Annotated in this window: 16 protein-coding genes; 5 read left to right on the top strand and 11 right to left on the bottom strand. The window is 71.9% G+C overall.

Annotated features, from left to right (window positions below):
• Positions 1–84: 84 nt before the first annotated feature.
• The 4 genes from pdxA to DEI81_RS00235 are packed head-to-tail and all read right to left on the bottom strand — an operon-like array spanning position 85 to position 4,421.
• Positions 85–1,107: a 4-hydroxythreonine-4-phosphate dehydrogenase PdxA gene (gene pdxA / locus DEI81_RS00250; RefSeq protein WP_111008517.1), complete on the bottom strand. Its 1,023-nt coding sequence runs from the start codon at positions 1,105–1,107 to the stop codon at positions 85–87.
• The gene (locus DEI81_RS00245) at positions 1,104–2,156 is read right to left on the bottom strand and encodes a four-carbon acid sugar kinase family protein (RefSeq protein ID WP_111008516.1); all 1,053 of its coding nucleotides are present in this window, start codon (positions 2,154–2,156) and stop codon (positions 1,104–1,106) included. The genes pdxA and DEI81_RS00245 overlap by 4 nt, the downstream gene beginning before the upstream one ends.
• A 44-nt stretch (positions 2,157–2,200) precedes the next feature.
• Positions 2,201–3,094, bottom strand: a complete 894-nt coding sequence (locus tag DEI81_RS00240; RefSeq protein WP_111008515.1) for a cyclase family protein — start codon at positions 3,092–3,094, stop codon at positions 2,201–2,203.
• Positions 3,081–4,421 carry an MFS transporter gene (locus DEI81_RS00235; protein WP_111008514.1) on the bottom strand — a complete coding sequence of 447 codons (1,341 nt, stop codon included), beginning with the start codon at positions 4,419–4,421 and terminating at the stop codon, positions 3,081–3,083. Before DEI81_RS00235 ends, DEI81_RS00240 begins: the two co-directional genes overlap by 14 nt.
• Before the next feature lie 269 nt (positions 4,422–4,690).
• On the opposite strand from DEI81_RS00235, the gene DEI81_RS00230 reads away from it, so the two are divergent.
• Together DEI81_RS00230 and DEI81_RS00225 are read left to right on the top strand one after the other, a co-directional pair.
• A complete protein-coding gene (locus DEI81_RS00230; RefSeq protein WP_111008513.1) occupies positions 4,691–5,488 on the top strand; it encodes a DeoR/GlpR family DNA-binding transcription regulator in 798 nt (265 codons plus the stop codon).
• A 180-nt stretch (positions 5,489–5,668) separates the two neighbouring features.
• Positions 5,669–6,601: a fibronectin type III domain-containing protein gene (locus DEI81_RS00225; protein WP_111008512.1), complete on the top strand. Its 933-nt coding sequence runs from the start codon at positions 5,669–5,671 to the stop codon at positions 6,599–6,601.
• Positions 6,602–6,791: 190 nt separating this feature from the next.
• Here DEI81_RS00225 and DEI81_RS00220 read toward each other — a convergent pair whose 3' ends face one another.
• From DEI81_RS00220 to DEI81_RS16100, 4 genes are all read right to left on the bottom strand, one after another.
• Positions 6,792–7,976, bottom strand: coding sequence for a dipeptidase (locus DEI81_RS00220; protein ID WP_258368378.1), 1,185 nt, complete (start codon positions 7,974–7,976; stop codon positions 6,792–6,794).
• Between the two features lie 40 nt (positions 7,977–8,016).
• Positions 8,017–8,880 carry an alpha/beta fold hydrolase gene (locus DEI81_RS00215; RefSeq protein WP_111008510.1) on the bottom strand — a complete coding sequence of 288 codons (864 nt, stop codon included), beginning with the start codon at positions 8,878–8,880 and terminating at the stop codon, positions 8,017–8,019.
• 71 nt (positions 8,881–8,951) lie between these two features.
• Complete coding sequence (locus DEI81_RS00210) at positions 8,952–9,512, bottom strand: hypothetical protein (RefSeq protein WP_111008509.1); 561 nt, start codon at positions 9,510–9,512, stop codon at positions 8,952–8,954.
• The gene (locus DEI81_RS16100; protein ID WP_181435275.1) at positions 9,512–9,844 is read right to left on the bottom strand and encodes a hypothetical protein; all 333 of its coding nucleotides are present in this window, start codon (positions 9,842–9,844) and stop codon (positions 9,512–9,514) included. The genes DEI81_RS00210 and DEI81_RS16100 overlap by 1 nt, the downstream gene beginning before the upstream one ends.
• A gap of 243 nt (positions 9,845–10,087) precedes the next feature.
• Here DEI81_RS16100 and DEI81_RS16725 point away from each other — a divergent pair, with 243 nt between their 5' ends.
• Positions 10,088–10,291, top strand: a complete 204-nt coding sequence (locus DEI81_RS16725; protein ID WP_181435274.1) for a hypothetical protein — start codon at positions 10,088–10,090, stop codon at positions 10,289–10,291.
• A 103-nt stretch (positions 10,292–10,394) separates the two neighbouring features.
• Here the strand turns inward: DEI81_RS16725 and DEI81_RS00200 are convergent, their stop codons facing one another.
• Positions 10,395–13,925 (bottom strand): bifunctional RecB family nuclease/DEAD/DEAH box helicase, encoded by a 3,531-nt coding sequence (locus DEI81_RS00200; RefSeq protein ID WP_111008507.1) that lies wholly within the window; start codon positions 13,923–13,925, stop codon positions 10,395–10,397.
• 273 nt (positions 13,926–14,198) lie between these two features.
• Positions 14,199–17,402, bottom strand: a complete 3,204-nt coding sequence (locus DEI81_RS00195; protein ID WP_181435273.1) for a glycoside hydrolase family 38 C-terminal domain-containing protein — start codon at positions 17,400–17,402, stop codon at positions 14,199–14,201.
• A 155-nt stretch (positions 17,403–17,557) separates the two neighbouring features.
• On the opposite strand from DEI81_RS00195, the gene DEI81_RS00190 reads away from it, so the two are divergent.
• Both DEI81_RS00190 and DEI81_RS00185 read left to right on the top strand, forming a co-directional pair.
• The gene (locus DEI81_RS00190; protein ID WP_111008505.1) at positions 17,558–18,616 is read left to right on the top strand and encodes a LacI family DNA-binding transcriptional regulator; all 1,059 of its coding nucleotides are present in this window, start codon (positions 17,558–17,560) and stop codon (positions 18,614–18,616) included.
• A 391-nt stretch (positions 18,617–19,007) separates the two neighbouring features.
• A complete protein-coding gene (locus tag DEI81_RS00185; protein WP_111008907.1) occupies positions 19,008–20,774 on the top strand; it encodes a class I mannose-6-phosphate isomerase in 1,767 nt (588 codons plus the stop codon).
• On the opposite strand, the gene DEI81_RS00180 is transcribed toward DEI81_RS00185, so the two are convergent.
• Positions 20,740–21,906 carry an ROK family protein gene (locus tag DEI81_RS00180; protein ID WP_146243970.1) on the bottom strand — a complete coding sequence of 389 codons (1,167 nt, stop codon included), beginning with the start codon at positions 21,904–21,906 and terminating at the stop codon, positions 20,740–20,742. The two genes, DEI81_RS00185 and DEI81_RS00180, sit on opposite strands and share 35 nt — an antisense overlap.
• Positions 21,907–22,005 lie beyond the last annotated feature (99 nt).

Raw genomic sequence — 22,005 nt, 5'->3', positions numbered from 1 at the left:
CGTGTGGACGCTGCGCACACGACGACGGCCGGGAGGCGCGGTGCGGGTCCGACCCGCACCGTGCCTCCCGGCCGTTCCCCCGGATCAGCTGAGCGCGTCGACCACCGCGCCCCAGCCCGGGGCGAGCTCGGCCGCCCGGACGCAGGAGAGCACCATGCTCGCCTCGTTCGCCTGGCCGGTCCCGGCGATGTCGAACGCCGTGCCGTGGTCCACGGAGACGCGCACCGCGGGCAGGCCGACCGTGATGTTGACCCCGTCGTCGCCGTAGACCGACTTGAAGGGGGCGTGGCCCTGGTCGTGGTAGCACGCGACGAGCAGGTTCCAGCGGCCCCTGCGCATCGCCGCGGGGAACAGCGCGTCGGCGGGGATCGGTCCGTCGACGGGGATGCCCCGCTCGCGGGCGGCCTCGATCGCCGGGGTGAGGACGTCGGCGTCCTCGTCGCCGAACAGCCGGTTCTCGCCCGCGTGCGGGTTGAGGCCGGCGACGGCGATCCGCTCCTCCGGACGCCCGAGGGCCCGGGCGAGCCCGTGTGCGAGGTTCAGCACCTGGGTCGTCCGCTCGACGGTGACGTCCTCGATCGCACGGCGGAGCGACACGTGCGTGGTGAGGTGGAACACGTAGAGGTCCCCGGCCGAGAGCACGAGGCTGTAGTCCTTGACGCCGAACTCGTGGGCGAGCAACTCGGTGTGGCCGGCGAAGTCGTGGCCGCCCGCGTGCATCGCCGCCTTGTTGAGCGGCGCGGTGACGATCGCGTCGGCGCGGCCGGCCCTGACGAGGGAGCAGGCCTCGACGACGAAGCGGTAGGCGCCGTCGCCGGCGGCCGCGCTGAGCTCGCCGATCGGGACATCGGCCAGGGACGGTCCGGTCTGCACGAGTTCGACGGTGTCCGGGTCGTTCCGAGCCTCGCGCGGGTCCTCGATGACGACGAGGGCGTCCGTGTCGAACCCGGTGGCGCGCATCCCGCGGCGCATCGCGTCGGCGTCGCCGATCACGACCGGACGCGCGATCTCCCGGAGTTCGGGGTGTGCGAGCAGCGCCTTGGCGGTGATCTCCGGACCGATGCCGGCGACGTCGCCGAGGGTGAGCGCGAGCGTGGGGTTGGTCATGGTTCGTCCTTCGTGAGGGTGCGGATGATGGCGTTCAGGGTGTCGGCGTCGCCGAAGCCGCCGGACTTGGTCACGATCGTGGTGCCGTCGGCGCGACCACCGCGGATCCGACCCCAGGGCACGCCCGGCAGCACGGACCCGAGGACCTCGACACCCTCGGCGCCGAGCGCGCTGAGCAGGGCGTCGGTGCCGTCGCCGCCGATGACGACCACGGCGGTGTCGGCATCCCGGTGGACGTGCTCGGCGGCACGGTCGGCGGTGGCCCGCGCGATCGCGACGGCCTGCTCGTGCGTGACCGTCCCGATGTCGAGGGCGGGTGGCGAGACGATCGGCACCCGGACCTCCAGGGCGTCGATCTGCGCGCGGGACACGGGGTGCACCGAGGTGACGACCACGACCACGCGTGCAGCCCGCGGGCCCGGCGCCTGCCGTGGCGAGCGCCGTGCGCCGAGTGCCGCCGCGAGGCCCGACGCACCGACGGGGACGGCACGGGGTCCGGCGGCCTCGATGACGGCGGCGAGGGCGTCGAGGTCCGCCTGGGTCGCGGCGTCCACGACGACGGCGGGGTGGTGCCCGATCGCGCCCGGGAGATCCGCGAGGTCCACCAGGGGCGCGTCGAACAGCACCGGCAGGCGGTCCTCGCGGGTCGGGGCGACCGGATCGGCTCCGGCGGCCGTCTGTGCCGCGGGGGTCCCGTGGACGAGCACGCGGCCGCCGGTGACGGTGCGGCCGAGTGCCGGGGCAGCCGGGCAGATGACGGCCGTCGCGGACGGGCCCCACCACGCGAGGGCGGTGCGGACGTGCTCGCCCGGCCAGCCACGGAGCGTGGAGTCGATCTTGACGAACAGGCGGTCGACGGCGTCACGGTCGAACCGGTCGTCGGTCTCCCAGTCGTGCGTCGGCTTGGCGCGGGACCCGGTCGAGAGGGATGCGACGTCGACGTGGACCGGCAGCGTCACCCCGTACTCGACGAGGCCGGTCCCGGCGAAGCCCACGGCGCTGTCGAGCGCGCCGGTGACGTCGTCGGCGAGGATGAGCCACCGTTCCATCGCGTCTCCTCCTCGGTCTGTGTGCTGCACTGCTCGGATCCCGTCTACGCGATCGCGATGGGACGGACCATCGAGCCGGTCGCGCCCGCGATCTTGAGCGGCAGGCAGATGAGCGTGAACTCGGCCACGCCATCACGCGCGAGGTCCTCGAGGAACGCGTTCTCGAGCAGGTGGACGCCGCGCTGCCGCAGGGCGAACTCGTGCACGGGGTGCGGGTTCTGCGGGTCGGCGGACGGGACCTGCTCGACCGTCGAGGTGTCCGAGCCGAGCACGACGCAGCCGAGGTCGTCGATGAGCCAGCGCGCGGCCTCGAGGTCGGGGCCCGCGCCGTCGGCGGCCCTGTAGCGGGCGGGATCCGGCCACACCGACATGAGGCCGGTGCGGACGAGCACGCAGGACCGCGGCGGGATCGTCGTCCCCTGGGCCGCGGCGACGGCTTCGAGGTCCGCCCGGGACAGCCCGCGGCCCTGTTCGAGCAGCGGGACGTCGAAGTACCCCGCGGCGTCGAGCAGGACACCGCGCAGCACGATCGGCGGGATGCTCGCGGCGTCGGCCCGGGTGGGACCGAAGTCGCTGCTGTGCTCCGTCGCGTGGAAGCCGCCGAACCACGTGTCGTCGGCGTCCGTGATGTGGCAGAGGGCGTCGAGGTGCGTGCCCGTGTGCATGCCGGTGATCATGAGCTCGGTCAGCATGCCCACGCCTGCGGCGTTCTGCTGCTCGCCGAAGAGGGGGATGTCCTGCGCCCGCTTGATGCCCTGCGGCGTGCGGTACGGGGTGAGGGTGAAGGTCGGGTGTCCATCCCACTGCGGCATGCCCACGAACCGGCCCGCGTCGAGGTCGTAGACGCGGCCCTGTCCGGCGGCCCCGAGGGCGTCGAGGACGTCGGCGGGACCGATGTCCCCGACACGGCCGATCTCGCGGGGCTCAGGCGCGCGCACGGGGTCCCCCCTTCCCGAGGAGACCGGGCGCCGCGACGGCCGCCGTGGCTCCGGGCTCGAGCACGTCCTCCTGGAAGTCGAGCTTGCGCCCGCGGGTCTCGACGCCGGCGATCACCATCGGGATCGGGATGAGGGCGAGCAGGATCACCTGCAGGAGCCAGAACGTGTTCCAGTTGCCGCTCGTGACGAGGTTCGTGCCCCAGAAGGCCGAGGTCCCGTAGCCGAGCGACCACTCCGCGACGACCGCCAGTCCCATCCCGACGCCACGGATCCGCGTCGGGAACAGGAGGACGAAGTACGCCGCCGTGACGCTCCAGCCGAGCTGACGGAAGAAGCCCGCGATGAACAGGTACAGCGAGACGGGCACCACGCCCTGCGAGAACGGCGCGAGCCAGATGAGCAGGGTGAACGGCACCGCGATCCAGACGAGCGGCAGCGTCCACTTGGCGGACACCTTGTCCATGAACCAGCCGCCGAACACCGTGGACACGACCAGGGCGATCTCGTAGGCGTACGTGATCGTGGTGCCCGACACCGCGGGGATCGGGTGTCCGGTGATGCCGCCGTGGGCGTACCAGGCCGGGTAGTTGAAGTCCCAGCCGCCCTGGGGAGCACCGATGAGGAAGGCGATGATGAGCGCGATCAGCGTGTAGCCGAGTTGCTTCTTGGCGAACAGCGCATGCAGGCCCTGCTTGAACTCGCCGGGCGCGGACTCCTGGGCCTCCTTGATCCTCGCCCACTGCGGCGACTCGCGCAGGCCGAGGCGCACGAGGTACGCGATGGCCGCGAACGCGAAGGACGCCAGGTAGGCGACGCGCCACCCGGCGGCCGTCGGGGCGCCGAAGGTCTGCGCGAACACGTTGGCGAGGCCGTAGCCCACGCCGACGCCGGCCTGGGTGCCGGCGAGCATGAGCGACCGCCGCTTGACCGGCGCGAACTCGGACAGCATCGCGAGGCCCATCGCCCACTCACCGCCGGAGAAGAAGCCGGCGAGGAAGCGGACCACCATGAGCTGGGGCGCGTCCTGCACGAGACCGGTCAGACCGGTCATGAGGACGGTGCCGATGATGCCGTACATGAACGCGCGCTTCCGGCCGAACAGGCGGTCGCTGAAGTACCCGAGGACGAGGGCGCCGAGGCCCAGACCCACCGCGTACAGGAAGAACGCGTCGCCGACGGTGCCCGTGCTCGTGTGCAACGACTTCGCCATCGGCCCCTGCACGAAGCTGACGATCTGCAGGTCGAGGGTGGTCACCGCCCACCCGAGGAACACCGTGAGCCAGACGAGGAACACGTGGTTGGACGACGACTTCGTTGTGCCGCTCATGGACTACCTCTCGAGGGGGGCGAGGGGGCTCGGCATCCGGGCCGGCTCCTTGATTGCGCGTTGTGCGCAAGAAGCAAGCGTACTGCGCGTTTCGCTCAGCGCAACTCCAGGAGGCCCGACCGCCGCTCGACGGACCAACGGACCGCCTGACCTGCCGTGGCGGAGCCGCGCCGCGCCTCCAAGCCGGCCCGGATCCGGCCGCCCGGTATGCTCCGTGTGCCGTTCTCCGAGGCGGACTCGGCGGACCGGAGGACGGGAGGGCCGCGGAGATGCCCAGAGGCAGGGGCAAGACCGGTGCCGCCCAGCGCCGCGAGCAGATCAAGCAGCTCACCTCGCGCGCCGGACTGGTGGACGTCGAACAGCTCGCCGAGACCTTCGACGTCACCCCGTCGACGATCCGCCGCGACCTCGCACAGCTCACCGCGGATGGCGAACTCGCCCGCACCTACGGCGGCGCCATCGCCACGAGCGCGGCCGGCCAGGAGCCCTCGCTCGGTCAGCGGACCACCATGGCGGTCGCGCAGAAGGAACAGATCGCCCGCCTCGCGTCGACGTTCGTGCAGGAGGGCGAGACGCTCATCCTCGACGCCGGCACCACGACGGGCAGCCTCGCCCGACGCCTGCGCGGACGCTCCGGCCTCACCGTCATCACCAACGGCATGACGACCCTGGCCGAACTCTCCGACGACGAGCACGTCCACGTCATCGGCCTCGGCGGCGACCTCCGGAACATCAGCCAGGGGTTCGTCGGACCCCTCGCCGAGCTCGCCCTCACCCGGTTGACGGCGGACCGCGCGTTCCTCGGCGCCGACAGCCTCGACGCCCGGCTCGGGATCTGCGAGGCCAGCCCGGTGCAGACCCGGCTCAAGGAACTCATGATGGACCACGCCGACCACGTCTACGTGCTCGCCGACAGCTCGAAGCTCGGTCGCGCCCCGTTCGACGCGTGGGCACCGATCGAACAGCCGTGGACCCTGATCACCGACGCGGGGGCGACCGAGGAGCAGCTGGCGCCGTTCCGGGCGCGCGGCGACGTCACCGTCCTCGTCGCCGGCGGGCGGGGCTGACGCGCGGCGCGTGCATGCGGGTCGGAACGCGGCCCCGACGCGGGGGCCAGCCCGGACCCGACAAGCGGCCGGACATGCGGGGCGACACGCAGAGCGGACACCCCCTTCCGGGGGCCCGCCGAAACCGGATACGGTGATCGAGCTCCACCCGAAGCGCGACACCCGAGGGGACCCGAACCCGTGCGCACAACGACCATCACCGTCATCGCCGCTGCCGTCTGCATCGCCGCAGTCGGCATCACCGTTCCCGCCGCCGCGGCGACCGCATCCGACCACGCGACCACGGCGGCGTCCGCCGCAGCCCGCAGCAGCGCGCCGGCCGCCGGGCGGACACCGTCCGCGACCACGCCCTCGTCTGCGTCGCCGTCCGCCGCACCGTGGTCCGCGACCGCGACCGCGTCCGCCACCCCGAGCGCTGCCGCGGCGGCGAAGTCGAGTACTGCCGCGACGGCGAAGCCGAGCGCCGCCGCGCCCGCGCGCACCGCCACCGCGAAGGCCCCGGCTCCGACCGCCCTCACGGCGACACCGCTCCCCCTCGCCTCGGCCCGCGCCACGTTCGGCAGTGCCCTCATCCACTGGACGAAGCCCGAGGGCGCCCAGGGCGCGTGGGTCGTCAGCCGCAACGGGACGGACTCACTCGGCATCGGCCCGCAGAGCATCAGCACGACCTCGGCGAACGACACCGCACTCGTGCTCAACCACCTCGTCCGCGGCAGGACCTACACCGTCACCGTGACGGGCGACCTCGGCCAGGGGCGATCCGCCTCGACCACCGTGCGCGTCGGGTCGGATCAGGTCACGCCGCCGCGTGCCCTCGTGGTCACGCGGAACGACGAGAACGCGCGGGTCGGCACGGTGTCCGCCGCGTGGGCGGCACCGCAGGTCTCGGCCGGCAAGAAGGTGCTCGGGTACCAGGTCACCGTGCAGCAGCTGGCCACCGGTGCCGCGCCGACCGTCGTCGTGCTCGCGCCGAGCGCGCGCTCCTACACCTCGGGCGAGCTCGACTCCACGTTCACCTACCTGGTGTCCGTGTCCGCGATCACCAGTTCCGGCGTGGGGCCCGCGGCGCAGGGGTCGATCCAGATCGGAGACTCGAACAAGCTGTACCCGTGAGGTACCCGGGCCGTCCCGCTTGACGGGCGGGGGCGACGACCGGCTCAGCGGTCGTCGACGTCCCACCGGTGGTCGACGTCGATGAGCGCGGGCTTCGGCGACGGATGGGGTTGACCGGTGTGGACTTCCAGCGCTCCAGCCATGCAGGACATCGAGCCCGCGGCAGCGGATGCGGACCCGAACTGCGCGGTCAGCCCGCCCAGACCTCCCCGAGCACCCGGAGCACGTTCCCGCCGAGGACCTTCCCGATCTCGTCGTCGGAGTACCCGTGCTCGACGAGCCAGGCCGCGATGTTGTGGAAGCTCTCCGTCGGGTTCTCGAGCCCGTCGACGTACTCGACCCGGGGGTGGTCCTCCGTCGTGGCCGCGGCCGCCCCGAGCATGGACGAGAACGTCGTGTGCAGGCCGACGTGGTCGCCGTAGAGCGTGTCGGGACCGAAGGCCACGTGGTCGATGCCGACGAGTTCGGCGCAGTACTCGAAGTGGTCCATGACGGACAGGAGGCTGTGCGTCGGGTGGTCGCGCGAGATCGTCGTGTGCGGGGCGGCGGACATGCCGATCACTCCCCCGCCGGCGGCGACGGCCCGGAGCACGTCATCCGACTTGAGCCGCGGGATGTCCCAGAGCGCCCGCGCCCCGGCGTGCGTGATGAAGATCGGGACGTCGGACGCGTCGGCGGCGTTGATGCCGGTCCGGTCGGACGAGTGCGACACGTCGATCGCGAGCCCGAGCTGGTTCATCCGACGCACGGCGGCCCGACCGAAGTCGGTCAAGCCGAAGTCGGTTCGCTCCGAGAGGCCGGCCCCGAGACCGTTCGACTGGGAGTACGCGAGCCCGATCTGCCGGATCCCGAGTCCGTACAGGATGTCGAGGCGGTCGAGGTCGTTCCCGATCGGGGTGGCGGCCTCCAGACCGAAGACGAGCCCGGTCCTCCCGGCCGCGTGCGCGGCGTGGATGTCGGCGAGCGTGCGGATGACGACGACGTCCGACTGGTGGGCGATGTCCGCCTGCCGCATCCCGAGGTCGGTGACGACGTCCTCCCACTGCCAGGGCGTGTTGCCCGTGACGGTGGCGGTGCCGTCCATCATGTTGTCGAACACGACGGTCAGCCCGGACGCGCGCAGGCCCTCGAACGCGGTGAACTGACGGCCCGTGCGGTTGTAGGCGGGTGTGTTCGCCATGTCGGCCGGGAACCGGACCGGGTGGTCGTGCAGGCTGATCGTGATGGTCGCCGCCAGGAGCCGCTCGGCGCGCTCGACGACCGCCGGCGCGTGCCCGCCGTCGTACGGCGGGACGCGGTTGAACTCCGGCGTCAGCGGATCTCGCGGTAGGTGGAGGTCACCGTCGAGGTAGTCGTAGGACTCGTAGCCGGACACGATGCGCGGGCCGCCGTTCCCGATTTCCTCGTGCTGCGGATCAGACGGTGGCCGCGACGGGAACCGCGCGGGCGAGGAAGTCGCGGAGCGTCTGCTGGAACTTCTCGCGCTCCTCGACCTGGGGCGAGTGGCCGGACTTCTCGAAGACGACGAGCTTCGCGTCGGGGATCAGTCGGGCGATCGTCTCGGAGGCGCTGACCGGCGTGACCCAGTCCCCGCGGCCGACCGTCACGAGGGTCGGGACGGCGATGCCCGGCAAGTCCGGCTTGAGGTCGTAGGTCGGGAAGTTGTCGACGAAGCAGGCGTTGTGCGCCTCGTGCCGGTAGATGCCGGCCTCGACCGCCGCCGTCGACTTCTCCTCGTCGTACTCGTAGTCGTACAGCGGGATGAGCTCCGCCCACAGCGACTTGAGTTCCTCGTCGCTGCGCGTCTGGCCACCCCAGTAGCGGTTGAAGTGGTCCCAGTTGATCTCGACGCGGTCCTGGTTCCGCGCGTTCTCGAACGCGAGCTCGAGGTTGGTGCCGTCGGCGGAGGTGTCCCGCAGGATGATCGCCGAGACGTGCTCCGGGTAGCGGACGGCGTACTCGAGGGCGATGAACCCGCCGTACGAACCACCGGCCACGACGATCTGCTCGACACCCGCCCACTGTCGCAGTCCGTCGACGTCTGCCGCCCACTGCTCGTGCGTGTAGGGGCCGACGCCCTCGCTGCGGCCGCACCCGCGCGAGTCGAAGACGATGACCCGGAAGCGGTCGTGGAGCGGGCCGAACGTGGCCTTCGGCTCGGCGAGCGAACCGATCCCCCCGCCGCCGTGGTGCGCGATGAGGACCGGTGCGTCCGGGTCGCCGTTCGTCGGCTCGAGCACCTCGACGTTGAGTCGGGCGCCGTTGATCGTGAGGTCCATCGCGGTCCTTTCGGGAAGCCCCTCGCCGACGCGACGGTCTGGGCGGAACTCTAGCAATGGCGCCGCTCCGGCTAGCGCCGCTTCGCGACCTTCACCCCTCCAACTGCAAGGCCGAGAAAGCGCATGTAACTCGCGTCGTCGTTCGAGAACAAGTCCTCGGCCAGCCTCACAGCGCGCTTCGCGGTGGTGATGTATGACCTCGCTCCGGCTTGAGAAACGGCGAAGTAGTCGTCGTAATCTGCGCCATGTCGCGCGTTTTGAAGGTCGACGAAGTCCTGCGCGAGGACCGCGAGCTTCGTGTTCACAGGTTCGAGCGCCTCGGTGAGAGTGCGACTACCGCTTTCGTCTGCAGCGGCACGGGCGAGCGCGACCAGGTCAGTGTGCGTGACCCACCGCGACACAGCCGAGTGCTGCGGAGTCCACCGCGCGTTCCCCAGCAGCCGCGCGGAAACGTGCTCACTGACCGTGTGGAAGACCGCGTAGTACGCGGTGCTGATGGACCGACGCAGGTCGGTCGTCCTTGCATCAACGAGCTGCTGCGAGATGGTGGGATCGGCGGACCTGGTCGCTCGGCTCGCGAGCTCCTCGGCCAGATCGAGGAGTCCCCTGCCATGGAGGTCGCGAACAGGCATCAGTTGAGTACCTCGGACGCGTGCGTCTCGCGGACGTCAGGTCCCGGTTCGTTCGGACCCACAACGTCAGCTGTGTAGACCACTCGAACGGTTTCCTCATGGAGTTGGCTCACCGCGATCCTGCGCGCGGCACTCCGGATGGACACGAACGCATCCTCATCCCACTCGAGATCCGATTCACTCGACACGATCGTGATCGTCACCACAACCGCCTCGCCGTAGGCGTCGTCCCGCTCATCGATGTCCACGCGCAGTACCGACAGGGGCCCGTCCTGGAGCTGTTCGATCTGCTCTCGCACGACCTCACGTTCCGTGTTCGCCATGGTGTTCATGCCCACGAGAGTGCCAGAGCACGGCGACCACGAGCGTGCCCGCCGTGGCGCCTGTGGACAACCGGCAGCCGCGCGTCCTGGTGCCTGATGCTCCGCGCACAGAGCACACCAACCGAGCGTGAGTTGATTCGTGGTCCGACCGGAAGGACCGAGGCATGGACATCGAGAACGCAGCGACGATCATCACCGGAGCGTCGTCTGGCATCGGCGCCACGACGGCCCGCGCAGCCGCAGCTGCCGGAGATGATCGAGGACGTCCAGGCCGGCGCCGAGTACGTGATCACGAACCACGGTCACGAGGTCGCGCGGGTGGTGCCGACCGCCGCGGACACCCGGTGGACGCACAATCGCGAGCGGGTAGATGAGGTGCTCGAGCGCGTCGCGGATCCCGAGTTGGCGGCGTTCTTCGAGGAGGGTCGGCGGTCGGAGGTGCGCACAGATCGGTGACGGCGCTTTGCAGCACGAGGGTCCTCCTACTGCGCAGCAGAAGTGGCCTCTCGTGTCCGTGGCGCCGGTGACGTCGTCGGTGATGATGCGCACCGCTGGCGATTCACCCCGCGACGAGCTCGATGAACCGGGACAACAACGCCATCCCCGCGATCGACGTCGGAAGCGCCGTCGTCAGCCCCGGCGAGTACACGACGAACGCCGCCCACTTCGCCCGCGAGATCGCGACGTTGAGCCGGTTCGGCATGAGCAGGAAGTCGAGGCCGCGCGGGATCTCCGCCGCTGAGGACGCGGCGAGCGACACGATGGCGACCACGGCCTCCCGGCCCTGGAACAGGTCGACCGTCCCGACCTGCGTCCCACGCAGCCCGGCGGCGTCGAGCGCGGCGCGGATCAGCGCGCCCTGCGCGTTGTAGGGCGCCACGACGATGACGTCCTCGTCGGTCAGTGGCCTGGTCACGCCGCCGTCCGTCCACGGCAGCCCGATGACGGACGACGCGAGCGACACGACCCGCTCCGCTTCTTCGGGCGAGGACGTCGTGTTCCCCACGTGCGCGACCGGCGCGACGTGGAGGCCCGGCTCGAGTCCCCGGAGCGACCGGGACAGGACGGCCTCGGACGCGGTGAGCGACCCGTTGTAGGACAGGCGCGAGACGGGCGCGGTCAGGGCCGGGTGCATCCGCCGGGTGTGCGCCAGGAAGTACCCGAACTCCGGCGGCAGGACGTGCTCACCGTCGGCCAGCCAGCCGAGGGCGGACTCGTCGACCGGCTCGGGGTGCGAGCCCTGCGACACCTGGGGCAGCTGCTGCGGGTCGCCGAGCAGCAGGAGTCGCGACGCGGCGACGGACGAGGCGATCGTGGGCGCGAGGGAGAACTGCCCCGCCTCGTCGACCACGAGCAGGTCGAGCGACCGCCGTTCGACGGTGTTGGCGTTGGCGAAGGTCCACGCCGTCCCGCCGACCACACCGCCGGGACGACCGGTCGATCCCGCTGCGGGGCCGGTCAGGAACGCGGCGAGCGCGACGTTGTCCTTGACGGGCGTCCAAGCTGCCGCCTCGAGCCGGTCGGGGTCTCCCCCGCGCTGCGGCACCTTGACGACGCGGTCGGCGTGAACACCCGCGGTGACGACGGCGTCGAGGAAGTTCTCGGAGGTCGCGTGCGACTGCCCGACCACGCCGACCCGCCACCCGTGCTCCTGCACGAGCCGTGCGACGACGTGCGAGCCGACGTACGTCTTACCGGTGCCGGGAGGCCCCTGGATCGCCAGGTACGACCGGTCGAGTCCGAGCAGGGTCGCGACGACGGCCGCGACGGTGTCGTCCTCCGTCACGGACAGCGGCACGACGCCTCCGCGCGGCGGCACCCGCCGCAGCAGGTCGAGGGCCGGGTCGGGCAGCATCGACGGGAGCGCATCGAGCACCTCGCGCCCCCACTCGGCGATCGCCTCGGGCTGCGGCTTCGCGGCTGGCGGTGCGGCGGGTGTGAGCGCCACCGGCAGGTCCTCGTGCCCCGTCTGCCCCTGCCCGACCGACTCCTTGAGCAGGATCTCGATGCGGTCGCCGGTCGGCCCGATGTCGAGGACCTCGCCCTTGCTCGAGGCGCCACGCATGCCCGGCCCCGGCGAGGTGATCGAGATCGGCAGGGGTTCGTCGTAGACGAGGTGCGGCTTCGTGCCCTCGCGGACCTTGCTGCCGGGTGCGAGCGCGCCGAGCAGGCGGAGTTCGCGCGAGAACGTCCGCTTGCCGGGCAGCTTCGCCCAGTCCTGCACGACCTCGGCCTGCTCGACGATGAACACGTCGCGGGTGTCGGCCCAGTCGTCGATCGGGTTCCGGAGCCGGTCGAAGTGCTCCTGCCAGAACGTCTTGCCCTCACGCCGGTGGTAGTCGATGGCGGCCGCGGCGAGCGCGATGGCCTGCTGGTCCGCCGTGCGGTCGAGCGCGTCGACGCCCTCGATATCGGCCATGAGCGCCAGGTACACCGGGTCGGGCTCGCGCACCGTGGGCGGGAGCGCGACCTCCAGCTCGTCGGATGCGCCGTCGGACCCGGCCGTGTCGGGTGCGGAGCCGCCGTCGTCGACGCGCCCCCAGGCCTCCAGGCCGAGCAGCCAGTCGCGGAGCCGCAGCGTCGAGCGACAGTCGTACTCGTTGTAGTCCGCGACCTGGTCGAGCGCGTGTTGCCCCAGGACCCGGTCCCCGTTCCGGAGTTCCTCGATCGCGTCGACGTACGCGGTGATGCTGTCCGCGGCGTTCGTCACGCCGGCGTCGTCGCGCAGGTCCTCGCCCATGTAGAGCGGCTCGAGCTTCTTGATCGAGTAGCTCCGGCTGCCGACGAGCAGGGCCTTCCGCACGATCGGGTACAGGTCGACCAGGACGTTGTCGCGCAGCAGGTCGTCGACGTCGTCCTCGCCCACACCGTGCCGGGCGGCGAGCGACAGCAGGTGCGTCCGCTCGTACGACGCGTAGTGGTAGACGTGCATGCCCGGGTACTGCGCGCGCCGCTCCTTGACGAACGCGAGGAAGTCGACGAGCGCGCGTCGTTCCTCCCGGATCGTGTGCGCCCAGAACGCGGTGAAGCGGGCGTCCGTGTCGACGAGGCCGAACAGGTAGTCGAGGCCCCAGGTGTGGCCGTCCTCGGAGTACAGCGGGTCGCCCTCGAAGTCGAAGAACACGTCGCCCGCGTCCGGCGCCGGGATCGCCGCGAGCGCCTGCGGGTCGACGACCTCGAACCGGGGTGCGGGGTGCGCGTCGGAACCGGCCCGCTGTCGGTCGCGTTCCGATCCGGTCTGGAGGCGCGCCTGCGCCCGCAACGTCGCCAGCGTCGCCGCGCTGACACCGGGCACCGGGCCCTCGGCGGTCGCGAGGGCGTCGATGCCCGTCACGCCCGCCGCGATGAGGCGCGCTCGCTGGTCGAGGCGCATGCCGGCGACGAGGACGAGGTCGCGGTGTTCCTCGACCAGCGTGCTGCAGATGCCGCACCGGCCGCACGAGGTGTAGCGGGGGTCGCCCCACGCGAGCGGCTCGGAGGCGGCGATGCGGTCGTCGATGACGCGGCGGAGCTCGTCCCGCTGCGTCCGGTACACCGGTGCGATGTCGGCGAGGTCGTGGCTGCTCACGGTCTCGTCGCCGAGAACCAGGTGCACCTGCGCCCCGACCGGGATGCCGAGCCGCTCGATCTGCTCGGCGTACGCGGCGAGCTGCAGGAGCGCGGTGATCTTGGCGTGCCGGGCAAGCTTGGTGTCGTAGACCTCGTACTCGCCGCGGTCGTTGCGGATGAGGAAGTCCGAGAACCCGATGAAGCCCGGGTCGTGGAACGTCGCCTGGTATAGGACCGCGACGCCGGCGCGCATGGCGTCCGCCGCGGCCTGCGCCGCCTGCTCGTACCGGTCCGGGTCGGGGCGCTCGAACTCGATGACCTGGTCCGCGCCGTGCTCGGCCTTGAGCGTCGCGAGGTACCGGAGCTCGTGCTCGTCACCCAGGCGAGCGGTGCGGTCGAGCATCGCGTCTGCCGCCTCGTCCACCGGTTCGGCGCGCCCCAGCTTGGCGTCGAGGCGCCGCAGGAACGCCCACTCGCACGACGCCCAGACGCTCAGGTCGCTCGGGCTCAGCACGACGCGGTGGTCGGCGGTCAGTTGCATGCGGTCCCCCAGTGCGGGCGCTCGTCGGTCGAGCAGGACGACGGTACCGGGGGCCGCCGACAGATGCGCGCGCGGTCGGACGCTCTCGTGCTGCTGCGCGTCCCGACGACAAACACCCGGGCATGTGCGCGCGTCCCGACGACAAACACCCGGGCATGTGCGCGCCCCGACGACAAACACCCGGGCATGTGCGCGCGTCGACGACAAGTGCGCGCGCGTTGACGCGCGCACTTGTCGTCCCCGCGCACCTACGCGCGCGGACGCCGTGTGCACTCAGTCGGCGGCGACCCCGCCGCCCCAACGCACGCCCACCGCGGTCGTCGCGAACGGCGCGAGCGTGACCCGCACCGCACCATCATCGACCGGGAGGCCCGTCCCCCGGTCCCCGAGGAACGAGCTCACCCACGCCTCGGCCATCGCCACGCCGGGCCGGAGCGTCAGCACGACGTCCTGGTCGGCGAACGACTGGAGCCGCACGATCGAGGTGCCCTCCTCCGGTCCCGCGACGACACCGACCAGTTGCACGCGGTCGTCGTCGAGGTCGAGCAGGGACACATCGGCCCGAGCGGCGGTGTCCGGACGGCCCTTGGCCTCCGCGGTCGTCAACGGGTGCACGAGTTCGCCGGTCGCCGCCACGGCCAGACCCTCGGCCGAGGCTCCGTCCCGGTCCGTGCGGACCCCGACTGCGTACCGGAAGGTCGCGGTGAACGCCTGCTCGATCGGGAAGTTCGTGTCCCACACGTTGTTGTGGAGCCACGAGAACACGGTGCCCGGTTCGACGGGACTCGTGCTCGCGGGGAACGGCGCGTACGGCACCGCGATGCTCCCGGTCTGCACGAGCGGGGCGTCCTTCGTCACCCAGACGACGTCGTCGTGGGTCTCCGGGTCGCTCAGGGTGATCCAGTTGCGGATCGCGCGCATGTGCTGCGGCGCTCCCGGGATGTGCGGGACGCCGTCGCCCGTGACCCCGCCGGAGACCTCGAACCGGACGACCGGGTCGTCGACGGCGAACGGGAACGCGAAGTAGGCGCTCTCCTTGATCAGGGTCGTCGGCTTGGCCAGGCGGTTCTCGATGAGCAGCACGCCGTCGCCGTGCCGGAGCCGGAGCGTCACGACGACGGAGTCCACCCCGTCGGCGACGAACTCGTAGACCAGGCGTTCCTCGACCGCGTCGCTCGTCCGCTCGAGGACGACGGCGGGCCGGGCGGTCGTCCGCGACACGAGCAGTTCGAGCCGGTCGGAGACGGACAGCTTGTTCGCCAGGTGGTTGAACCCGGCGCCCGAGCTGCCGTACTGGTCGTAGAGGTACGCGTTGAACCCAGCGACGGACGACCCGTTCACGAGCTCACGTCCGGTCCGCCGCTCGATGATCGACGCGATGGAGGACGTGGTCTCGTCGACGACGACGCGCAGGTACTCGTTCTCGAGCGTGAGCACCTCGGCGCGGGCCCGGGACCGGAGGGGAACGGGAGCGTCGCTCGGCGCGGACGTCGCCGCGACCGACACGTCGAGTCGGACGAACCCGAACGCGGGCACGTCCTCGACCCGCACGACCGCCCAGCGCCCGGACTCCCGGTGCGCCGTGTTCGACTGCGGTTCGAGGACCACCGGCAGCGGTTCGCCGGTGCGGCCGTCCCGGACCTCGATGTCCTGGTCGAGGCCGATGTGGGCCTCCTTGACGAGCAGGCGCGCGACGGTGCTGCGGCGGCGGCCGGTGGCGTTCGCGGCGATGAAGCTGACGACCGCGTCGGGGTCGCGCGGCACCGCGGCGCCGAGGTACGCCATCGCCTGCTCCCGGAACTCGGTGGCCCGCTGGTGCGCGCCGATGCCCTGCGCCACCTTCCACTGCCACTGCAGCTCCCCCGACTCGAACCCGGCGTCCCCGTGGGTCCAGGAGTTCCCGGCGCCCCACGTGTGCTCGTTGAACATCGAGATCGCGTCGTACGCCTCGGTGCGGCGCGCGGTTTCCTCCGGTACCGCGGCAGCGCCGATCAACGCGGCCGCCTGCGAGAACGCGCCGGCGTCGGTGACGGCGGCCTGGGCCTCCCGGGCGAGTGCGAGCGGCACGGCCGCGGAGCCGACGCCCTCGACCCACCAGTCGCCCCAGTCCCCCTGGAACGTCTGGAGCTCGTCGCCGTGGCGGGCCTCCGCCTCGGCGAAGAAGTCCTCGTTCCGCGACACCCGCAGCGTCGGGGAGGTCCACGTGTCGTTCCACTCGCGGACGATCTCGGCGAGCTGGAGCCGGGCGGGGCCGTTGTCGCCCATGAACCCCTGCGTTCGGATGTGCAGGACCTCCCACGGGTAGCCGTCGCGGCCCTCGGTCTGCTCGCCGTGGGCGCCGAAGATCCCGGGCGGGAACGGGTAGCCGCGGGTGGCGAGCGCGGTCAGGTACGCGGGGAACAGCGCGTCCACGGACGCGTACGACTCGGTGAAGCCGATCATCGGCCCCTCCATGTACGCCAGGCCGTGCGGGCTGTCGGTCATCCACACGATCACCGAGTTGCCGGCGGGGGTGCGCCAGCGGAACATGCGGGGCAGGTTGAGCGCGCCCGAGGTGTGCGGCTGCGACCGGCCCGCCCAGTTGTGCGCGACCGCCAGGTACTTGACGCCGACCTCCTGCAGCGCGTCCGGGAGGCCCGCCACCTGTCCCGGGACGTCCGTCTGCATCGCGGTGGTGAAGTCGATGCCGTACTGGTCGCGGATGCGCCGGGCGTCGCGGAGGAGTTCGTGCAGCTCGTCCGTCGAGCACGTGTCGGTGTGCAGGTTGTACGGCATCGCGCTCAGGCCGATCCGGCCGTCCTTGACGAGCTGCACGAACTCGTCGACCTGCGCCTGTGGGCGGTGCCGCTCCCAGTCGGTGAACGCCCAGAGCGCCTCGGCGTTCCAGCGGAACCGGGCCTCCTCGGGCCAGTCGTCGGTCGCGCGGGCGAGGTCCATGGCGGTGTCGAGGTACGACCGCTGGCTCGCGATGACCGTCGCCTGCGGGTCGGTGTAGCCGAAGTCGAAGTGCGAGTGGTGCACGACGTGCACGGACCACGGGCGCTGCGGCGTGAGCTCGACGGACACCGCGCCGTCGCCGAGGGACGGGATCCGGACGGATGCCGCGGTCGGCGCGTCGACGACGCGGACCAGGAGGCGCACCGACAGCGCGTCGGGGGCCGTCGCGAAGCCGACGAGCGCGCCCGGCGCGGCGGCGGCGGCGGTGCCGGTGCCGGTCGCGGTGCCGGGTTCGATCACGACGTCGGTCGCGCGCGCCGCCGCCTCCTCGGTGTCGAACAGGAGGCGCACCGCCTGGACCTCGACGTCGTCCCGTGTGGCGCGCATGGGCTCGGGCAGGACGCGGACACGTTCGCCGCCGAACGTGCCGGTCGCGGCGACGGCGCGGTCGATCAGTCCGACGCGCGCATCGGTGTGCTGCCACGGCTGTGCCGAGATCAGCGGGGGTCGAGTTGGGCGATCACCACGGGCGTCGGTCATCAGCAGCACCATTCGTCGTCGAATTGATATCGTTACCAATAACGCTAGCAGGACGACGGGGGCGCTCCGCAAGGGGCAATCGTGTGACCGGCCGAGGCCGGTGCTGCTGTGCACGTGTGTCCGGCCGGAGCCGGTGCTGCTGTATACCTTGAGGCATGGCAGCCGCGGGGAACGGGAGCGGGCCCACGACGGGGCGCGGTCGTGGTGCGCCGACGGTCAAGGACATCGCGCGTGTCGCCGAGGTCAGCCCGATGACGGTGTCCCGTGTGCTCTCCGGGGGCAAGAACGTCCGGCCCGAGCTCCAGGACCGGGTCGAGCGCGCCATCGCCGAGGTCGGCTACCACCGGAACGAGAACGCCCGTCGACTCCGCCAGGGTCGCCGCTCGGGACTCGTCGGCGTGCTCATCACGAACGTCGGGAACCCCTACTACGCGGGGATGCTCCAGGGCGTCGAGGAGGTCGTCGGCGAGGCCGGCCGACGCATCATCATCGGTGTCACGAACGAGGACGAGGACCTCGAGCAGCAGCTGCTCGCGGACTTCCTCGGTCGGCAGGTCGAGGGCCTCATCGTGGTCCCCGCCGGTCGGGAACCCGCACGGTTCGCCCCCGACGCCCTGGCCGGCGTGCCCGTGGTGCTCGCGTCGCGCACGTTCCCCGACGTCAGCGCCGACGCGATCCTGCTCGACGACATCCATGGTGCGCTCGTCGCCACGGACCGCATGCTCGCCGAGGGGCACACCCGCGTCGGGTTCCTCGGCAACCAGGTGTCGGTGTCGACCGGCCGCCGACGGTTCGAGGGCTTCCGCCAGGCGCACGAGCGCCACGGGCTCGAGCCCGTCGACGAGCTCGTCCGGCTCGGGCAGCAGGACGTCAGTTCCGCCGAGCAGGCGATGGACCAGCTGCTCGGCCTGGAGGCCCCGCCCACCGCCGTCTTCGCCGCCAACAACCGCAACTCCATCGGCGCGATCCGCGCGATCACGAAGTCCCGGGCACAGGCGCGCGACCGCGGCGAGCAGCCCGCTCCGATCCGGCTCTTCGGGTTCGACTCGTTCGAGTTCGCGGACATGTCCCCGGTGCCGCTGTCCGTCGTCGCGCACGACGCCGCCGAGCTGGGTCGCGTCGCCGCCCGCATGCTCTTCGACCGCCTCGATCGTGGGGACGACAGCGCGCCGCGGCTCGTCGAGCTGCCGGTCGAGTTCGTCGACTTCGCGTAGCCGCGGCGGGCCTCCCGGCTGCACCGCCCCGCACTCGAGGACCACCCGTGTATGCCGGCGATCCCGCTGTCGAACGACACCGGGACCGTCGAGAGCAGCGGCGGGGCACGTGGTGGAGCCGCAGCCGCCCGGGAGTTTCGACGGTGCTGCTGGCGAACGACAACCGGGACGTCGAAACCAGCCGCCGGGAGGCTCGGGTCCATCGGGAGGAGCGGCAGCGCTCCCGAGGAGACGCCGGACGCGGCGCCGAGGCCGGCCGGAGGTGGGCCTCCCGAGGGGACGGAGCCGGGCCTCCCGGCGGGCTTGCGATCGGTGCCGATCCTGATAACGTTACCAACCTGAACACACGTCCATGCGGCCAGCGTCGGTCGCGGACGCGAAGGGAGCGGGGATGGACGACCGACCGACCGGATCACGGGCGACCTACGACACGGCACCGTCGGTGGCCGTCGGACCCGGGCACCACGCCTGGACCGGCCCCGAGGCGTGGGGGCGACTGGCGGAACACGCGGCTCCCGGTCGCCCGATCGCGATCGACACCTACCCCGGCAGCGACCTCGAGGGGCTCCGTGCCGAGCTCGCCCGGGTACTCCCCGACGCCGAGCTCATCGACGTCGAGGCCGCGGCGGCGCACTCCCCCGAGTACATCGACGCGCTCCTCGCCCCGAACCTCACCGACGACCGGGTGTTCGGCGTCATGGACCATCGCACGCTCGACGTCCTGTACGACGCGGACCGGCTCGCCGCCGTGGCCGACCGGGTCGCCGCGTCCGAGCGGCCCGTCGTCGTCTACGGCTGGGGCGCCACGCTCGTGCCGACGACGTTCGACACCATCGTCCTCGCCGACCTCGCCCGATGGGAGATCCAGCAGCGACAGCGCGCGGGTGCCCCGAACTGGCGCGCGGACAACGGCGACGACGACCAGCTCCGCAAGGTCAAGCGCGGGTTCTTCGTCGAGTGGCGGATGGCCGACCGGCACAAGCGGGCGCTGTTCGACCGGATCGACTACGTCCTCGACGCCAACAGCACGATGGCGACCGCCAAGCTCATCACCGGCGACACGTTCCGAGCAGGACTCGCCGCCGCGACGACCCGTCCGTTCCGGGTCGTCCCGTTCTTCGACCCCGGCGTGTGGGGTGGCCAGTGGATGAAGACGACGTTCGACCTCGACGACGCCGAGAACTACGCCTGGTGCTTCGACTGCGTGCCCGAGGAGAACAGCCTCCTGATCGACGTCGACGGCACGGTGGTCGAGGTCCCCTCGCTCGACCTGGTCCTCCGGCACCCGCGGGAGCTCCTGGGCGAGCGGACCCACGCGCGGTTCGGCCCGGAGTTCCCGATCCGCTTCGACTTCCTGGACACCATGGAGGGCGGCAACCTGTCACTTCAGGTCCATCCGCTGACCGGGTACATCCAGGACAAGTTCGGCATGCACTACACGCAGGACGAGAGCTACTACCTGCTCGACGCCGCCGACGACGCCGTGGTGTACCTCGGGCTCCGCGAGGACGCCGAACCGGCCGCGATGGAGCAGGCGCTCCGCACCGCCGAGACCGGTGCCGCCCCGTTCGAGGCCGACGCGTTCGTCAACGCGTTCCCCGCCAAGAAGCACGACCACTTCCTCATCCCCGCCGGCACCGTGCACTGCTCCGGCGCGAACTCGATGGTGCTCGAGATCTCGGCGACGCCGTACATCTTCACCTTCAAGATGTGGGACTGGGGCCGGGTCGGGCTCGACGGCGTCCCGCGTCCGATCCACCTCGACCACGCGATGGCGAACGTGCAGTGGGACCGGGACACGACGTGGACCCGCGACCACCTGGTCGACCAGGTGACCGAGGTGGCCTCCGGCGACGGCTGGGTCGAGGAGCGCACCGGCCTGCACGAGCTCGAGTTCATCGAGGTCCGTCGGCACTGGTTCACCGACGTCGTCCCGCACGACACCCGCGGCACGGTCAACGTCCTCAACCTCGTCGAGGGTGCCGAGGCCGTCGTCGAGAGCCCGACCGGCGCGTTCGAGCCGTTCGTCGTCCACTACGCCGAGACCTTCATCGTCCCGGCCGCCGTCGGGCCCTACACGATCCGTCCGCACGGGCGCGGGACCGGTCAGCGCCTCGGGACCGTCAAGGCGTCGGTGCGGGGCACGGAGCGGGGGTAGCGCGCGGGGCCGCGATCCGCCGAGGGGGCACAACACGCCGCCCCACCTCCGCCGAGGGCGCACAACACGCCGCCCCGATGAGCGGCGCGTCCGACCCGAGCTGCGCCTGCCGGAGCTCGGTCACCGCACCGGCATCAGCCAGCGCCGTCGCCAGGGGCTCCTCGAGCAGGTCCCACGAGCCCGCCATCGCACCGCCGATCACCGTCCGGGAGGCCCCGAACCGCCGCACCCACGGACCGAGCGCCCGCCCGAGTGCGGTCATCGTCGTGCTGATCACCCGCGCCGCCACGATGTCGCCCTGCCGCGCGCGGTCGGCGATCTCGCGGACGCTCGGCGCGTCCGCTCCCCCGCCGTGCTGCGTCGCGCCAGTTGCATCCGTCGCGCCCGCGGAACCCGTCGCACCCGCGGCACCCGTCGCCCGCGCGTAGGCATCCCGGAGCGCGGCGGTCGACACGGTCTCCTCGAGCGGCCGCCCGTCGAGCCGGATCGTGTGCGCCTCACCGCGAGCAGGCACCAGGTCGCCGTGGTCGACGTGCACGCCGTGGTCGAGGAACGCCGACCCCACGCCCGTCCCGAGCGTCAGGCACACCATCCGTGCAGCTCGCTCGCCCGCACCGGCAGCCCACTCCCCGATGCCGTACGCCACCGCGTCGTTGCAGAACCCGACGGCCGTCGGCGGCACCCCGAGCCGGTCGGCCAGCGCCGCCCGGAGGTCGACACCCGTGAGCGCTTCGAACTTCCCCATGCCCCGGAAGTCGCCGACACCACGGACGGGATCGAACGGACCGGGCATCGCGATCGTCCAGGCGGGCGCACCCTCGGCAGCGACCTCGCGGGCGGCGTCGACCAGGACCTCGAGCAGGGCGTCGCGGGGCGCACCCGCATCGAGTGGCCGCGTCCGGGAGGCCCGCACCGCCCACCGGACGTCGGCTCCGATACCCGCGACATCCGCACGCTCGAAGCCGGCCCCGGGCACGCCACCGGTGACCGTCGCGACACCAGACGCCGGTCCCGCATCGGGGGCGATCGTGGCGCCGGGGCCCGTCACGACCGCGGCGGTCACATGACTGCCGCCGACGTCCATGACGTGGATCGGGCCTCCCGGCCGGTGCTGCTGGTGCGTTCCGCTCATCGTCCCCACTCGCCTGTCGTCCGGTCACGCCGTCGTCCGGCGGCGCCGCTGTCCGACCCGCGCAGTCCGTCCGGATCGTGATCGACACGCTTGCCGCTC

This window comes from Curtobacterium sp. MCBD17_013 (genome assembly GCF_003234565.1).
Classification (GTDB): Bacteria; Actinomycetota; Actinomycetes; order Actinomycetales; family Microbacteriaceae; genus Curtobacterium.
Note: the sequence above shows the minus strand (reverse complement) of the source record. Positions and strands in the feature narration are given on the sequence as shown.

What these genes read in the sequence shown, in the direction of transcription:
- pdxA (WP_111008517.1), bottom strand. Translation starts at nt 1,107, where the DNA reads ATGACCAACCCCACGCTCGCGCTCACCCTCGGCGACGTCGCCGGCATC.
- DEI81_RS00245 (WP_111008516.1), bottom strand. Translation starts at nt 2,156, where the DNA reads ATGGAACGGTGGCTCATCCTCGCCGACGACGTCACCGGCGCGCTCGAC.
- DEI81_RS00235 (WP_111008514.1), bottom strand. Translation starts at nt 4,421, where the DNA reads ATGAGCGGCACAACGAAGTCGTCGTCCAACCACGTGTTCCTCGTCTGG.
- DEI81_RS00230 (WP_111008513.1), top strand. Translation starts at nt 4,691, where the DNA reads ATGCCCAGAGGCAGGGGCAAGACCGGTGCCGCCCAGCGCCGCGAGCAG.
- DEI81_RS00215 (WP_111008510.1), bottom strand. Translation starts at nt 8,880, where the DNA reads ATGGACCTCACGATCAACGGCGCCCGACTCAACGTCGAGGTGCTCGAG.
- DEI81_RS00210 (WP_111008509.1), bottom strand. Translation starts at nt 9,512, where the DNA reads ATGCCTGTTCGCGACCTCCATGGCAGGGGACTCCTCGATCTGGCCGAG.
- DEI81_RS16100 (WP_181435275.1), bottom strand. Translation starts at nt 9,844, where the DNA reads ATGAACACCATGGCGAACACGGAACGTGAGGTCGTGCGAGAGCAGATC.
- DEI81_RS16725 (WP_181435274.1), top strand. Translation starts at nt 10,088, where the DNA reads ATGATCGAGGACGTCCAGGCCGGCGCCGAGTACGTGATCACGAACCAC.
- DEI81_RS00200 (WP_111008507.1), bottom strand. Translation starts at nt 13,925, where the DNA reads ATGCAACTGACCGCCGACCACCGCGTCGTGCTGAGCCCGAGCGACCTG.
- DEI81_RS00195 (WP_181435273.1), bottom strand. Translation starts at nt 17,402, where the DNA reads ATGACCGACGCCCGTGGTGATCGCCCAACTCGACCCCCGCTGATCTCG.
- DEI81_RS00190 (WP_111008505.1), top strand. Translation starts at nt 17,558, where the DNA reads ATGGCAGCCGCGGGGAACGGGAGCGGGCCCACGACGGGGCGCGGTCGT.
- DEI81_RS00185 (WP_111008907.1), top strand. Translation starts at nt 19,008, where the DNA reads ATGGACGACCGACCGACCGGATCACGGGCGACCTACGACACGGCACCG.
- DEI81_RS00180 (WP_146243970.1), bottom strand. Translation starts at nt 21,906, where the DNA reads ATGAGCGGAACGCACCAGCAGCACCGGCCGGGAGGCCCGATCCACGTC.